This is a genomic window from Jannaschia helgolandensis, assembly GCF_900109285.1.
Lineage (GTDB): Bacteria > Pseudomonadota > Alphaproteobacteria > Rhodobacterales > Rhodobacteraceae > Jannaschia > Jannaschia helgolandensis.
Genome location: NZ_FNZQ01000001.1, coordinates 989,725 through 1,002,507, shown reverse-complemented (window position 1 = coordinate 1,002,507; position 12,783 = coordinate 989,725). Strand labels below are relative to the sequence as shown.

The window sequence follows — 12,783 nt, the reverse complement described above, 5'->3', positions numbered from 1 at the left end:
TGTGCCGCCTGACCGTGCGTCAGGCGAACTTGCGGATTTCTCCCGAGTCGAGGCGCGCCATGTAGCTGTTCAGCTCGCGTTTGACGATCGGCATCAGCAGATAGAGACCGATGATGTTCACGATCGCCATCGAGAAGATCGCCGCATCCGAGAAGTCGATCACCGGCCCAAGACTGGCCGCCGCGCCGATCACGATGAAGACGCAGAACAGCAGCTTGAACACCAGCTCCGTCGTCTGTCCTTCGCCGAACAGGAAGGTCCAGGCCTTGAGACCATAGTAGGACCAGCTGATCATCGTCGAGAAGGCGAACAGGATCACGGCAACCGCCAGGACGTATTGGAACCCTCCGAAGGATGCCGAGAAGGCCGCCGACGTCAGCGCCACGCCCTTGTTGCCGTCGACCGTCTGAATGGTGCTCGCACCCTCATCCAGCAGGTAACGCCCCGTTTCGGCATCGACCACCAATTGCCCGGTGATGATAATGACCAGCGCCGTCATGGTGCAGATGATCACCGTATCGATCAGCGGCTCCAACAGCGAGACGAAGCCTTCGGTGATCGGCTCTTTGGTGCGCACCGCCGAGTGGGCGATGGCCGCCGAACCGACCCCTGCTTCGTTGGAAAACGCCGCCCGCTTGAAGCCCTGGATCAGCGCGCCAACCGCACCGCCCGCGATGCCCGTATTGGTGAACGCCCCGTCGAATATTTCGCCGAAGGCCCAGCCGATACGATCATAGTTCATCAACAGTATGATCAGCGCGGTCACGACATAAAGGATGCCCATGAACGGCACGATCTTCTCCGTGACCGAGGCGATGGACTTCAGTCCGCCGACGATCACCGAAAACACGATCACCGCGAAGACGATCCCAGTGATCCAGCCCGGATAATCACCGACCACGTTCGTGATCTGCGCATGTGCCTGGTTGGCCTGAAACATGTTGCCGCCGCCGAAGGCTCCGAGGATACAGAAGATCGAGAACAGGACCGCAAGGATCTTGCCCATGGGCAGGCCACGCTCCTCGAATCCCTTGGTGAGATAATACATCGGCCCGCCCGAGACGGTCCCGTCCGGATATTCGTTCCGGTATTTCACACCCAGAGTGCATTCGGTGAATTTCGATGCCATCCCCAGAAGCCCAGCAAGGATCAACCAGAAGGTCGCCCCCGGACCGCCGATGCCGATGGCAACCGCAACACCGGCGATATTGCCAAGGCCCACCGTGCCCGACAGCGCTGTCGCCAGCGCCTGGAAGTGGCTGACCTCGCCCGCGTCGTCGGGGTCGGAATAATCGCCTTTCACCAGTGCGATGGCATGACCGAAAGCGCGGAACTGAATGAACCCGAAATAAATGGTAAAGATGGTCGCCGCGACGACCAGCCAGCCGACGATCCAAGGGAAACTGGTTCCGGGAAACGACGAAAAGATCAGGTTCACGAACCATCCGGTCGAGGATGCGAAGACCGCATTGACCTGTTCGTCGATGCTCTGCGCCATGACCGGCACTGCCGAGACCGCCGAGCCAAGTGTCGCCAGTCCCAGTATCTTGACTTGGGTATTCATGATGTCACTCCTTCGGGGATTACGGAACGATCGTGACGGCGACCGGCGCCGCCTGTGCCAGCGAACCGGCAACCGATCCGAACAGTCGCGACGTCAGCCCGGAATGACCGGTTCGACCGACGATGATCTGTTCTGCTTTCTGGTCCCTTGCGATCTTGGCGAGGACTTCTGCGATGTTTCCGAACCGCGAAACGGTCTCGACGGTAACCCCCTTGGCGCCCAGGCCCGTTACGGCAGGCTTCAGAATCGCCTCCTCCGCGCGGGCGAGTTCCATATTGCGCCGGGCATGCCGTTCCTCAATCTCTTCCTTGGTCAGGAATGTATAGGGCGACCACTCGAGTACATGGGCCACGATCAGCCCGCTGCCGTTCGCGAGGGCGGCATCCAGCGCGAAGTCGAGCGCGCGTTTGGCGCTCGGGCTCGCGTCGTAGCCAACCACGATTTTTCCCGTCATCAGTGTCTCCTCGTTCAGAACAGCGCGTCGCGTTGTTTGAAAAAGTCCAAATCCGACCCCATGCCGCGACGTCATTCACATTATTGTTATACCCCATGCCATCGACAGGGCGACAAATTATTAGACGCGCATGTAACCGACTGAATGTAATACTATTATATGGATAACTCTGCTTTTCCAGCGCGGCCTTAATCTTCCAGAACGGGCCAGCGGGTCGACCAGTCCTTCAGGAAGGCCAGAAATGTCTGGACCTTGGCCGTGCGGTGCAGGTCGACGTGGGTGACCAGCCACAACTGGCTGTTCCATTCCGGGCGCGGAGGGAAGATCATCTCTGTCTCGCCACAGTCGCCCTCGGCCCAGGTCGTCGAGAAGCCGATGCCCAGACCGGCCAGAACGGCAGGCCGCGCCGCCGTGATCTGATTGACGCGATAGCCGATGTTCCGCTCGGGGATATGCTTTTTGAGCCATGCAAAGAAAGGCGCGCGCGGCACATCCTCGGCCGACCCGATGAACATGTGATCGCCAACCTCTTCCAACGTATCCGGGCGACCGTGCTTGGCAATGTAGTCCTTCGACGCATAAAGCGCGAAACCCTGATGATAGAACTTCTGGACTACGTTATCGGGCTGATCGGGCGGGTTTCCCGCGCGGATCGCGACATGCGCCTCGCCATATTCCAGTCGGAACACACGTTCGTCCGTCAGGAACTTGATCGTCAGTTCAGGATGTTCCTCGCGGAAGGCAGCCAGCGCAGGCGACAGCAGCGGTGCCAGGATGGCCAGCGACGTGATGATCAATTCGCCCGTCATTTCGTTGCCGCGCCCCCGGATGCGGTTGGCCAGCTGCGCCAACTGATCGTCGGTCGACTGCGCCACAGTCAGCAGGTCCAGCCCCGCCTCGGTTGGGGTGTAACCACGGGCGTGCCGTTGAAACAGCTTGGCCCCCAGTTTGCCCTCAAGACTGTCGATATGACGGATCACCGTCGCATGATGGACCCCCAGGACCTGTGCCGCGCCCGATACCGTGCCCAGCCGCGCCACCTGAAAAGCCGTGCGGACCTCGTCCCAGTCATTGAATGCCATCCGTGCGGTTCTCCACCATTCGACGCGATCCCGGTGCGGTCACAGTAACAGGCGCGTTTGGCCCTGTCGGTAAGGAACAAGGCAGATCCATGCCGTCCTTATCCATCATCCTATGCGATAAGCGCAATAACGCACAGTCAATCTGCGGCGATGCCTGTTTAATTGCCCGTTCGCACAGATATCTGTGCCTCAAGACCAAAGCATCGCCAACCTCCTCCATCCACTTCGCAAGGAACATTTTCATGAATATTCTCCGTATCGACAGCTCCGCCAAGGCCTCCGGTTCGACCACCCAAGCCCTGCTCGACCGGATCGAGGAAAAAGTCGGTCGTGCCACTACGCGCCGCGACCTGGGGGCCAAGGCCGTGCCGCAGATCGACGGAACCTGGGTTTCTGCGAACTTCACGGAAGCGCAGGCCCGCGACGATGCACAGAAATCCGCGCTTTCCCTGTCGGATGAACTCGTCTCGGAACTTCAGGACTCTGATCTCATCCTGATCGCGCTGCCGATCTATAACTTCACCGTACCCGGCGCGCTCAAGGCATGGATCGACCTCGTCTGTCGCGCGGGCGTGACGTTCAAATACACCGAGACCGGTCCGGTTGGCCTGCTGGAAGGCAAGCGCGCCATCGTGGCCGTCGCCTCCGGCGGCACGCCAGTCGGGTCCGAGATCGACTTCGCCACCGGATACATGCGCCATATCCTCGGTTTCATCGGCATCACGGACGTGTCTTTCGTTTCCGCCGATCAGCAAGGGTCGAAAGGTGAGGCCGCCGTGAACGAGGCGCAGCAGGAAATCGACGCGCTGGCCGCCTGATCCGCAGGTCTCTGAGCGTTTGTAAAAAAAATAAAGGGCGTCGGCGGGTTTCTGCACGGCGCCCTTATTATACGGAACCGTCTCAACTATCAGCGGCGTTGGACTGTGCATTTGCCCTCCAACATGAGGATAGCCCCATGACCCCCAACTTTCAGAAACTGTCCGCTTTATACTTTCTGCCCGTTGCAATGCTGGCCGAGGTTTCGGCGCATGCTGCCTCGCTCTGGGCGCATAACATCTCTGCAATCCTTGATGGAACCGCCATGGATGATGTCGAACGCGTCGCCCTGTCCGTTCCGTACGACACTGCGCCTGAGGTGAACCAGATCGCCGGTCCTGTCGGCACTCTGCCCGGCTGATCCTTTGGCGTTGACCTAACACCGTTGCCCCTGCCTGCCTTGACAGGCGGGGGCACCCCGCGTATCCGCCCGCCAATCCGGAAGCGTTCAGACTTCCGGTCCCCGTGATCATGGGGATCGACCTCCGCCAGCGTTGTACGCCCGCGGGGGCGTTTGTGCATTTCGCCGGGGCTTCCCACATGTGGGAGGACCCAAATAGGAGAGAGCGATGTTCGAGAGCCTGTCAGACCGCCTTGGCGGCGTCTTCGACCGCCTGACGAAACAGGGCGCACTGTCCGAGGATGACGTCCGCACCGCGATGCGCGAAGTCCGCGTGGCCCTGCTGGAAGCCGACGTCTCGCTGCCCGTGGCCCGCGATTTCGTCAAGCGCGTCACCGCCAAGGCCACCGGCGCCGCCGTCACCAAGTCGATCACACCCGGCCAGCAGGTCGTGAAGATCGTCCATGACGAATTGCAACAGGTGCTTGCGGGCGAAGACGGCATCCCGCCCCTGAAAATCGACAACCCGCCCGCGCCGATCCTGATGGTCGGCCTGCAGGGCTCGGGCAAGACCACCACCACCGGCAAGCTGGCCAAGCGGCTCAAGGATCGCGATGGCAAACGTGTGCTGATGGCGTCCCTCGACGTGAACCGACCGGCGGCCATGGAGCAACTTGCCATCCTCGGCGGCCAGATCGGCGTCGATACCCTGCCGATCGTGCCAGGCCAGACCCCCGTCGACATCGCCAGACGCGCCAAGCAGCAGGCCGCGCTTGGCGGCTACGACGTCTACATGCTCGACACCGCCGGTCGCCTTCAGATCGACCAGGTGCTGATGGACGAGGTGGCCGCCGTCCACGCCGCTGTCCAGCCGCGCGAAACCCTTCTGGTCGTCGATGGCCTGACCGGTCAGGTCGCCGTCGAGGTGGCGCAGGAATTCGACGCAAAGGTTGGCGTCACCGGCGTCGTCCTGACCCGGATGGATGGCGACGGTCGCGGTGGCGCGGCGCTCTCGATGCGCGCCGTCACCGGCAAGCCGATCCGCTTCGTCGGCATGGGCGAGAAGATGGACGCGCTGGAAACCTTCGAGCCGTCGCGCATCGCCGGTCGCATCCTCGGCATGGGCGACATCGTGGCCCTGGTCGAAAAGGCCCAGGAAGTCATGGAGGTCGAGGCCCAGGAACGCATGATGAAGCGCTTCCAGAAGGGTCTGTTCAACATGAACGATCTCAAGGGCCAGCTGACCCAGATGCAGAAAATGGGCGGTATGGAAGGCGTGATGGGCATGATGCCCGGCATGGGCAAGATGGCCAAACAGATGGACAAGGCGGGCCTGGACGACAACGTGCTCAAGCGTCAGATCGCGCTGATCGATTCCATGACGAAGAAGGAACGCGCCAACCCCGCATTGTTGCAGGCCAGCCGCAAGAAGCGCATCGCCAAGGGCGCGGGGCTGGAAGTGCCCGAGCTGAACCAGCTTCTCAAGATGCACCGTCAGATGGCGGACATGATGAAGAAAATGGGCAAGGGCGGCATGCTGAAGAAGGCAATGGGCATGATGGGCAAAGGCGGCGGCGCGCCCGACCCGTCGCAGATGGACCCGGCCGCGATGCAGGCTGCCGCCAAGCAGTTGGGTAACATGCCCGGACAAAACCCTTTTGGCGGTGGCGGACTGCCCGGCGGCGGTATGTTGCCCCCCGGACTGTCGGGCTTCGGCAAGAAGAAGTGACCCCACGCCTCGTCGATACCCCGGTGCTCGCGGCCGAGCGCCTGACCCTCCACCCGCCACAGGTGGTGGACTGGTCGGCCTGCGCTGATTTCATGCAGACCGATGCGGCAGGCTTCTTTGCGGGCCACGGCAATCCGACCGCCGCATGGCGCAGCTTCGGGTCGCTCATCTGGAACTGGCGCCATCCTGCCGCGAAAATCGCCGCATGATAACTCCGCTCACCATTCCCGTCACACCGCCCGCCGCTGCCCGCGCCTCTGCGCTCGAGGCCATCGTGCCGGTCCTGCACACCTCGCGCTGCACGCTGCGCGCACCGCGTCTGGCGGACTACGATGTGCTGCATTCCATCACCGGAAGCGACCGTGCCATCTTCGAAGGCGGGCCATCGTCGCCGTCGGAAAGCTGGGCCGATTTCTGTGCGATGACGGCCACATGGCTTCTGCGTGGCCATGGCATGTGGACGATTGAACTGGCTGACCGGGCCATTGCAGGGTTCATCCTCATCGGAACCGAGCCGGGCGATGAGGAACACGAACTGGGCTGGCTTCTGACTGCCGAACACGAAGGTCGCGGCCTGGCATACGAAGCTGCGCGCATCGTCCATGAGTTCGCGTGGACCGCGCTCGGGCTGCCATCGCTGGTCAGCTACATCGCCCCTGGAAACACGCGGTCGGAAAATCTCGCCCGCCGATTGGGAGCATATCCCGACGGCCTGTTGCTCAATGGCCAGGTCACCGTCTGGCGACACCAGCGGGGCACCGCATGATCACCTGTACCGTCATCTACGACTGCACCTTCACCCGCCCCGTCCTCGACGGCGCGTCCGATGTGGATCTCGGGCTATGATCATTGGCGCACCGCTCCACCAATCGCGCGTCGCGACCGTGCGCCAGCAAGGTATGACACGTATAATACCCGCGTATGCACTGCCGTATGCACGTCCCACACAACAGATCGGAAGGCCAATATGACCGATGCTACAACCCGCGCCGCTGCCATTCTGGCGGATCACCGCGCCAGCATCGACCGTCTGGATGCGGTGCTGGTCTACACTCTCGCCGAGCGCTTCGCCCACACGCAGGCGGTCGGTGTCCTCAAGGCCGAACACGCCCTTCCGCCGTCCGATCCGGAACGGGAGGCCACACAGATCGCCCGGCTTGAAAAGCTGGCGTCAGAGGCGGGGTTGGACCCCGACTTCGCCAAGAAATTCCTTGCTTTCATTATCGAGGAAGTCATCCACCACCATCAGAAACATCAATCGTAAATTACGGAAAACAAGGAACAATATCATGGCAATGAAGATCCGGCTCGCCCGCGGCGGCTCCAAGAAGCGCCCGCATTACTCCATCGTCGCAGCCGACAGCCGCATGGCCCGTGACGGCCGCTTCATCGAGAAGCTGGGCACTTATAATCCGCTGCTCTCCAAGGACTCGGAAGACCGCATTAAGATGAACATGGAGCGGGTGCAGTACTGGCTCGGCGAAGGCGCCCAGCCCACCGACCGCGTGTCCCGCTTCCTCGAGGCCGCCGACGTGCTGCCGAAGAAAGAGCGTGCGAACCTCAAGAAGGGCGAGCCCGGCAAGCAGGCCGTCGCCCGCGCCGAGGAAAAGGCCGCGAAAGCCACCGCTGCCGAGGCCGCCGCTGAAGAGGCAAAAAACGCGCCCGCAGAAGAAGTTACGGAGGAAGCCCCGGCTGATGAGGCTCCCGAAGCCGCCGCTGAAGAAAAGTCCGAGTAACCGGGCAAACGGGGCGTGGGCCACGTGCCTGCGCCCCATCCTCGGGCGAACGGAATTGACTCGCCCGGCGCTCACCCCGAAAGTCCGGTCCAATCGCATGGCACATTGGCATTTCAGTATCTCGATCCTGATGCCCGAAGCGACCGCTGGCATCGTCCCGCTTCATTTCCTGCGGGTCGCGGCGTCATCCGGCGCATCCGGGCCGCACTCTTGACCGTTGATGCATTGACAACCGGCTTCGCGGGACTGTCGCCCAGGCTCTAAGGATACACTATCCATGAAAGATCACGTCTGCCTCGGGGCCGTCATGGGCAGCTACGGTGTGCGCGGCGAATGCCGTGTCAAAAGCTTTTGCTCCGATCCCAGCGCCATCGGCGACTATGGCCCCCTGACTCTCGACAACGGGACGACATCCAAACTGACCGTGATCCGACCGATCAAGGGCGGCTATGCCGTTCGCCTGTCCGGGATATCCCAGAAAGAAGCCGCCGATGCTCTCAAGGGGCAGCGTTTATGGGCTCATCGCGACGCCCTGCCCGAATTACCCGACGACGAATATTACTACTCCGACCTGATCGGACTGACCGCCTTCGATACCGGCGGAGTCGAGATGGGAAAGATTCACGCGGTCCACGACCACGGCGCGGGCGACCTTCTGGAATTACGCCCCAAAGGCGGCGCGACGGTGCTGCTTCCCTTTACACGGGCCGTCGCGCCGACCGTCGATCTGGCGTCGGGCCGAATTGTTCTTGATCCGCCGAAGGGTCTTATGCCCGGCGATGACGAAGATGCAGACAGCGACACCACCGATTGACGGTGGCCGGTCCCCGCACGATGCTCTCCTGCCCGGTGGACGGGTCGCGCCCCTGGCCAGTGCCGATAAACCGCGAGTTGTTTGGGGCGCGCACCCACTTCCGATGTCTTTGATGCGCATGGCTTGGGAACCACCAAGCCCCGCTGCACGTTAGCAATGACATTTATTAACGTCAGGAGACCGTTATGCTCGGTTGGATTCTCGCACTTCTCGCCATCGCCGCAATCGCGGCATTGCTCGGCATGGGCCGCGTTTCGGGGGCCGCTCTGACCGGAGCGAAAATCCTGATCGTCGTTGCGCTGATTATCTTCCTGCTGGCCGCGCTCGGTATTTTCGCGATCGTCTGATGCTTCCTCATGCCCCATCCCTTCGCTAAGGGACGGGGCATGACCTTTCCAACCCGATCCCACGGCCAGAAATCGATTCGCGCCTCTCGTGAGCCGCGTGACCTGATGGCCGAAACTCCGGTTCGCCCGAACAGTTGGCGTGCCAGTGTCGTGACATTGTTCCCCGAAGCCTTTCCCGGTGTGCTGGGCCAGAGCCTGACCGGCACCGCATTGAAAAGCGGTCTCTGGTCGCTGCGCACCGTCGATCTGCGCCGCTTCGGCCTGACCAGACATCGCAACGTCGATGACGCGCCTGCTGGGGGTGGTGCAGGGCTTGTGTTGCGGCCTGACGTCGTGGGCGCCGCACTGGCCGAGACCAGGGGCTCCGATGGCAAGGGCGGCCCAATGATCTACCTCAGCCCGCGCGGTCGTCCGTTTACACAGGCCATGGCGCGCGATCTGGCGGCTGGTCCGGGTGTGACGCTGCTGTGTGGGCGCTTCGAAGGTGTCGATGAACGGGTCATCGAACATTTCGACATGATCGAAGTCAGTATCGGTGATTTCGTCCTGACCGGCGGCGAGATTGCGGCGCAGGCCCTGCTGGATGCGACCGTGCGTCTGCTGCCTGGCGTGCTGGGAAATTCAGCATCGACCGAGGAGGAGAGCTTCTCCCACGGCCTTCTTGAACATCCGCAATATACCAAGCCGAATGAATGGATGGGCCGTAAAATACCCGAAGTCCTGACCTCAGGCCACCACGGCAATGTGGCAGACTGGCGGCGCGAACAATCCGAGCGTCTGACGCAGGACCGCCGTCCCGATCTCTGGGCGAAGTATCTGGAGAAGGACTGACCCACGCTTTCTGCTCAGAAACTGTTCCAGCGAACGCGAGGGAAGCCCCCCCGCTCGCCGTCTGCGGCAGGCCCCGAGACCTCTTGCACCACCTCCGGCTCCGATGTAGGACGCGCGGACGTATCGCCCCGGTCTGCCGGGACGCTCTGCGTGCGCCGGACCGCCAAGCGGCCGGAGAACAAAAAACAGCCGCGTCGCAAAGACGCAGGACATCATCCGCGGGCAAACCGCGTCGTAACCATAGGAGGGTCCGATGGACCTGATCGCACAGATCGAAGCGGAACAAGTCGCCGCGCTCGGACACGAGCTTCCCGACTTCAAGGCCGGCGACACCGTTCGCGTCGGCTTCAAGGTGACCGAAGGCACGCGTACGCGTGTGCAGAATTACGAAGGCGTCTGCATCAGCCGCAAGAATGGCAAGGGCATCGCCGGGTCGTTCACGGTTCGCAAGATCAGCTTTGGCGAAGGCGTCGAGCGGGTCTTCCCGCTGCATTCGACCAATATCGACAGCATCACCGTGGTTCGCCGTGGTCGCGTGCGTCGGTCCAAGCTGTATTACCTGCGCACCCGTCGCGGCAAATCGGCCCGTATCGTCGAGCAGACGAACTACCGCGCCCCCAAAGCCAGCTAAGGAGAGACGTGATGAAAAAGGATCTGCATCCCGATTACCACGTCATCGACGTGAAGATGGTCGACGGTTCGGTCGTCCAGATGAAATCGACCTGGGGCAAGGAAGGCGACCAGATGTCGCTGGATATCGACCCCAGCGTGCACCCGGCCTGGACCGGCGGCAACTCGCGCCTGCTGGATACCGGTGGTCGCGTGTCCAAGTTCAAGAACAAATACGCTGGTCTCGGCTTCTAAGCCTTCTGCAGCGACAATCGGAAACGCCGTCCTTCGGGGCGGCGTTTCACGTTTCCGGCGACGCGATGCGCAAATTCGCGCTGTTTTTGCCATCCCTGTGGATTTTCATTGGCCCACCGATTCGCTGATTCTGGGCATCCACGGTTTCTGCCCTTAAGGAAGGTCGGGACACAGAGTGGGGCAGCGGCCAATGGCGCACATCATCGTCTTCGGCAACGAAAAGGGTGGATCGGGAAAATCGACCACCTGCATGCACACCGCGACCGCGCTGGTCCGGTCCGGCCTGCGGGTCGGTGCGCTGGATCTGGACCTGCGGCAGCGGACGTTCACCCGCTATCTGGAAAACCGGATCGAATACGGCGCGCGCCATGACACGACGCTGCCGACACCTGTTGTCATGGGTTTGCCCAAGGTCGATCGCACCGATCTGGCCGAAGGCGAGAACCCGTTCGATAAATCCCTCGGCCTCGCCGTCGCTGAACTGGAGGAGACCTGTGATTTCATCGTCATCGACTGCCCCGGCAGCCACACCCGGCTGAGCCAGGTCGCGCACAGCCTGGCCGATACGCTGGTCACACCCCTGAACGACAGCTTCGTGGACTTTGACCTGCTGGCCCGCGTCGACGCCGATACCGGCAAGATCATCGGGCCATCGGTCTATTCCGAAATGGTCTGGCATGCGCGGCAGCTGCGGGCCAAGGCGGGCTTGAAGCCGATTGACTGGATCGTCCTGCGGAACCGTCTTGGCGCGCAGGAAATGCACAACAAGCGCAAGATGGGTCAGGCACTGGAAGACCTGTCGAAACGCATCGGCTTCCGCGTTGCCCCCGGTTTTACCGAACGGGTGATCTTCCGCGAACTGTTCCCTCGCGGAATGACGCTTCTGGACCTCAAGGACATCGGAATCGCCAACCTGAATTTGTCGAATATTGCTGCCCGTCAAGAGGTTCGCGATCTGATCCGGGCACTGAACCTGCCGGACGTGGATGTCGCAATCTGACCAGGTGCGTCGTAAAAGCTGGTTGACCTCCACCGCTGCGCTTGCAACCTTCTCTGCCAGACCCGTTCAGCGTAAATCCGGGTTTGCATTGCGCGACCCATACTCTGGGTCAGCCCCGTCGACTGGGTAGTCGATGGAATAATCTTACCACTGGGAGATGTGGATATATGAAGAAGTTTCTTATCACGACGGCCTTTGCCGCTGCGTCCGTCGGCGCTTTCGGCGGCGCTTTCGGCGGTGCCGCTGCCGCTCAGGAAGCCTGCGAAGGCGAGATCGTCATCACCGAGATGAACTGGGCCTCGGCTGCTGTCGTCACCGGCGTCGCCACGTTCCTGATGGAACAGGGCTACGGCTGCGACGTCAAGGTCATCCCGTCCTCGACCACGCCGGCGCTGGCCTCGGTCGCCGAGACCGGCAAGCCCGACATCGTGACCGAACTCTGGATCAACGGCACGCCCGCCTACGGCAAGCTGTCCGAAGCCGGTACGATCACCACGTTGACCGACGTGTTGTTGCCCGGCGGTGTGGAGGGCTGGTGGATCCCCACCTATCTGGCCGAAGAATATCCGGAACTGACCACCATTGAAGGCCTGCTGGCCAACCCCGAACTGGTCGGCGGTCGTTTCAATCAGTGCCCGGAAGGCTGGGGCTGCAAGAACACCAACGCGGGCATCATCCGCGCTCTTGATCTGGAAGGTAACGGCTTCGAGGTGTTCCAGCACGGTTCCGGCGAGACGATGGCAACCTCCATCGCCTCTGCCTACGAGAACAAGGAGCCTTGGCTCGGTTACTACTGGGGTCCGACGAGCATCCTTGGCAAGTATGACATGACGCAGGTCGATCTCGGACCATACAACGAGAAGAACCATATGTGTAATGCCGACCCGGACTGCCTCGACGTAGGCATGTCCTCCTATCCGGTTGGGCCGGTAAAGACGGTCGTCACGACCGACTTCGAAGGGAAGTATCCCGCCATTGCGGAAATGCTGACCGACCTGACCTTCACCAACGATCAGATGAACGAGGTTCTGGCCTGGCAGGAGAGCAACAACGCCTCCGGCGAGGAAACCACGGTCTATTTCCTGACGAACTACTCCGACGTCTGGAGCGACTGGGTCAGCGATGCAGCCCGCGAGAAGCTTGCAGGCTTTATCCAGTAAGATGACATCCGGATCGAGCCCTTCGGGGCTCGATCCATTTCCGGCG

Annotated in this window: 18 protein-coding genes; 14 read left to right on the top strand and 4 right to left on the bottom strand. The window is 61.6% G+C overall.

What is annotated here, in order from left to right:
* Nucleotides 1-19 precede the first annotated feature (19 nt).
* From BMY38_RS04915 to BMY38_RS18045, 4 genes are all read right to left on the bottom strand, one after another.
* Nucleotides 20-1,564, bottom strand: coding sequence for an alanine/glycine:cation symporter family protein (locus BMY38_RS04915; RefSeq protein WP_092760281.1), 1,545 nt, complete (start codon nucleotides 1,562-1,564; stop codon nucleotides 20-22).
* A gap of 19 nt (nucleotides 1,565-1,583) precedes the next feature.
* On the bottom strand, nucleotides 1,584-2,018 hold the full coding sequence (locus BMY38_RS04910; protein WP_092761213.1) for a universal stress protein: 435 nt from the start codon (nucleotides 2,016-2,018) through the stop codon (nucleotides 1,584-1,586).
* Between the two features lie 188 nt (nucleotides 2,019-2,206).
* Entirely contained in the window at nucleotides 2,207-3,100 is an 894-nt protein-coding gene (locus BMY38_RS04905) for a LysR family transcriptional regulator (protein WP_092760279.1), read from the bottom strand.
* On the bottom strand, nucleotides 3,087-3,344 hold the full coding sequence (locus tag BMY38_RS18045) for a hypothetical protein (protein ID WP_175495719.1): 258 nt from the start codon (nucleotides 3,342-3,344) through the stop codon (nucleotides 3,087-3,089). Before BMY38_RS18045 ends, BMY38_RS04905 begins: the two co-directional genes overlap by 14 nt.
* Here BMY38_RS18045 and BMY38_RS04900 point away from each other — a divergent pair.
* The 14 genes from BMY38_RS04900 to BMY38_RS04835 all read left to right on the top strand — a co-directional run bounded on the left by BMY38_RS04900 (nucleotide 3,337) and on the right by BMY38_RS04835 (nucleotide 12,737).
* A complete protein-coding gene (locus tag BMY38_RS04900) occupies nucleotides 3,337-3,918 on the top strand; it encodes an FMN-dependent NADH-azoreductase (protein WP_092761211.1) in 582 nt (193 codons plus the stop codon). The genes BMY38_RS18045 and BMY38_RS04900 overlap by 8 nt on opposite strands.
* Nucleotides 3,919-4,055: 137 nt before the next feature.
* Nucleotides 4,056-4,277: a hypothetical protein gene (locus tag BMY38_RS04895; RefSeq protein WP_092760277.1), complete on the top strand. Its 222-nt coding sequence runs from the start codon at nucleotides 4,056-4,058 to the stop codon at nucleotides 4,275-4,277.
* A 208-nt stretch (nucleotides 4,278-4,485) separates the two neighbouring features.
* Nucleotides 4,486-5,985 carry a signal recognition particle protein gene (gene ffh / locus BMY38_RS04890; RefSeq protein WP_092760275.1) on the top strand — a complete coding sequence of 500 codons (1,500 nt, stop codon included), beginning with the start codon at nucleotides 4,486-4,488 and terminating at the stop codon, nucleotides 5,983-5,985.
* Nucleotides 5,982-6,194, top strand: coding sequence for a hypothetical protein (locus BMY38_RS04885; RefSeq protein ID WP_092760273.1), 213 nt, complete (start codon nucleotides 5,982-5,984; stop codon nucleotides 6,192-6,194). Before ffh ends, BMY38_RS04885 begins: the two co-directional genes overlap by 4 nt.
* Entirely contained in the window at nucleotides 6,191-6,751 is a 561-nt protein-coding gene (locus tag BMY38_RS04880) for a GNAT family N-acetyltransferase (RefSeq protein ID WP_092760271.1), read from the top strand. The genes BMY38_RS04885 and BMY38_RS04880 overlap by 4 nt, the downstream gene beginning before the upstream one ends.
* A gap of 201 nt (nucleotides 6,752-6,952) precedes the next feature.
* The gene (locus tag BMY38_RS04875; RefSeq protein ID WP_092760269.1) at nucleotides 6,953-7,249 is read left to right on the top strand and encodes a chorismate mutase; all 297 of its coding nucleotides are present in this window, start codon (nucleotides 6,953-6,955) and stop codon (nucleotides 7,247-7,249) included.
* Between the two features lie 25 nt (nucleotides 7,250-7,274).
* Complete coding sequence (gene rpsP / locus BMY38_RS04870; protein WP_175495771.1) at nucleotides 7,275-7,721, top strand: 30S ribosomal protein S16; 447 nt, start codon at nucleotides 7,275-7,277, stop codon at nucleotides 7,719-7,721.
* A 277-nt stretch (nucleotides 7,722-7,998) separates the two neighbouring features.
* Nucleotides 7,999-8,535, top strand: a complete 537-nt coding sequence (rimM, locus tag BMY38_RS04865) for a ribosome maturation factor RimM (protein WP_092760267.1) — start codon at nucleotides 7,999-8,001, stop codon at nucleotides 8,533-8,535.
* 185 nt (nucleotides 8,536-8,720) lie between these two features.
* The gene (locus tag BMY38_RS04860; protein WP_092760265.1) at nucleotides 8,721-8,882 is read left to right on the top strand and encodes a DUF1328 family protein; all 162 of its coding nucleotides are present in this window, start codon (nucleotides 8,721-8,723) and stop codon (nucleotides 8,880-8,882) included.
* A 39-nt stretch (nucleotides 8,883-8,921) separates the two neighbouring features.
* Nucleotides 8,922-9,713: a tRNA (guanosine(37)-N1)-methyltransferase TrmD gene (trmD, locus tag BMY38_RS04855; RefSeq protein WP_092760263.1), complete on the top strand. Its 792-nt coding sequence runs from the start codon at nucleotides 8,922-8,924 to the stop codon at nucleotides 9,711-9,713.
* Between the two features lie 253 nt (nucleotides 9,714-9,966).
* A complete protein-coding gene (rplS, locus tag BMY38_RS04850) occupies nucleotides 9,967-10,344 on the top strand; it encodes a 50S ribosomal protein L19 (RefSeq protein WP_092760261.1) in 378 nt (125 codons plus the stop codon).
* Between the two features lie 11 nt (nucleotides 10,345-10,355).
* On the top strand, nucleotides 10,356-10,577 hold the full coding sequence (rpmE, locus tag BMY38_RS04845; protein ID WP_092760259.1) for a 50S ribosomal protein L31: 222 nt from the start codon (nucleotides 10,356-10,358) through the stop codon (nucleotides 10,575-10,577).
* A 190-nt stretch (nucleotides 10,578-10,767) separates the two neighbouring features.
* Nucleotides 10,768-11,577, top strand: a complete 810-nt coding sequence (locus tag BMY38_RS04840) for a division plane positioning ATPase MipZ (RefSeq protein ID WP_092760257.1) — start codon at nucleotides 10,768-10,770, stop codon at nucleotides 11,575-11,577.
* Between the two features lie 167 nt (nucleotides 11,578-11,744).
* Complete coding sequence (locus tag BMY38_RS04835; protein ID WP_092760255.1) at nucleotides 11,745-12,737, top strand: ABC transporter substrate-binding protein; 993 nt, start codon at nucleotides 11,745-11,747, stop codon at nucleotides 12,735-12,737.
* The last annotated feature ends 46 nt before the right edge of the window (nucleotides 12,738-12,783 follow it).

What these genes read in the sequence shown, in the direction of transcription:
- BMY38_RS04905 (WP_092760279.1), bottom strand. Translation starts at nt 3,100, where the DNA reads ATGGCATTCAATGACTGGGACGAGGTCCGCACGGCTTTTCAGGTGGCG.
- BMY38_RS04895 (WP_092760277.1), top strand. Translation starts at nt 4,056, where the DNA reads ATGACCCCCAACTTTCAGAAACTGTCCGCTTTATACTTTCTGCCCGTT.
- BMY38_RS04835 (WP_092760255.1), top strand. Translation starts at nt 11,745, where the DNA reads ATGAAGAAGTTTCTTATCACGACGGCCTTTGCCGCTGCGTCCGTCGGC.
- BMY38_RS04840 (WP_092760257.1), top strand. Translation starts at nt 10,768, where the DNA reads ATGGCGCACATCATCGTCTTCGGCAACGAAAAGGGTGGATCGGGAAAA.
- BMY38_RS04880 (WP_092760271.1), top strand. Translation starts at nt 6,191, where the DNA reads ATGATAACTCCGCTCACCATTCCCGTCACACCGCCCGCCGCTGCCCGC.
- BMY38_RS04860 (WP_092760265.1), top strand. Translation starts at nt 8,721, where the DNA reads ATGCTCGGTTGGATTCTCGCACTTCTCGCCATCGCCGCAATCGCGGCA.
- rplS (WP_092760261.1), top strand. Translation starts at nt 9,967, where the DNA reads ATGGACCTGATCGCACAGATCGAAGCGGAACAAGTCGCCGCGCTCGGA.
- rimM (WP_092760267.1), top strand. Translation starts at nt 7,999, where the DNA reads ATGAAAGATCACGTCTGCCTCGGGGCCGTCATGGGCAGCTACGGTGTG.
- BMY38_RS18045 (WP_175495719.1), bottom strand. Translation starts at nt 3,344, where the DNA reads ATGAAAATGTTCCTTGCGAAGTGGATGGAGGAGGTTGGCGATGCTTTG.
- rpmE (WP_092760259.1), top strand. Translation starts at nt 10,356, where the DNA reads ATGAAAAAGGATCTGCATCCCGATTACCACGTCATCGACGTGAAGATG.
- ffh (WP_092760275.1), top strand. Translation starts at nt 4,486, where the DNA reads ATGTTCGAGAGCCTGTCAGACCGCCTTGGCGGCGTCTTCGACCGCCTG.
- BMY38_RS04875 (WP_092760269.1), top strand. Translation starts at nt 6,953, where the DNA reads ATGACCGATGCTACAACCCGCGCCGCTGCCATTCTGGCGGATCACCGC.
- rpsP (WP_175495771.1), top strand. Translation starts at nt 7,275, where the DNA reads ATGGCAATGAAGATCCGGCTCGCCCGCGGCGGCTCCAAGAAGCGCCCG.
- BMY38_RS04915 (WP_092760281.1), bottom strand. Translation starts at nt 1,564, where the DNA reads ATGAATACCCAAGTCAAGATACTGGGACTGGCGACACTTGGCTCGGCG.
- BMY38_RS04910 (WP_092761213.1), bottom strand. Translation starts at nt 2,018, where the DNA reads ATGACGGGAAAAATCGTGGTTGGCTACGACGCGAGCCCGAGCGCCAAA.
- trmD (WP_092760263.1), top strand. Translation starts at nt 8,922, where the DNA reads ATGACCTTTCCAACCCGATCCCACGGCCAGAAATCGATTCGCGCCTCT.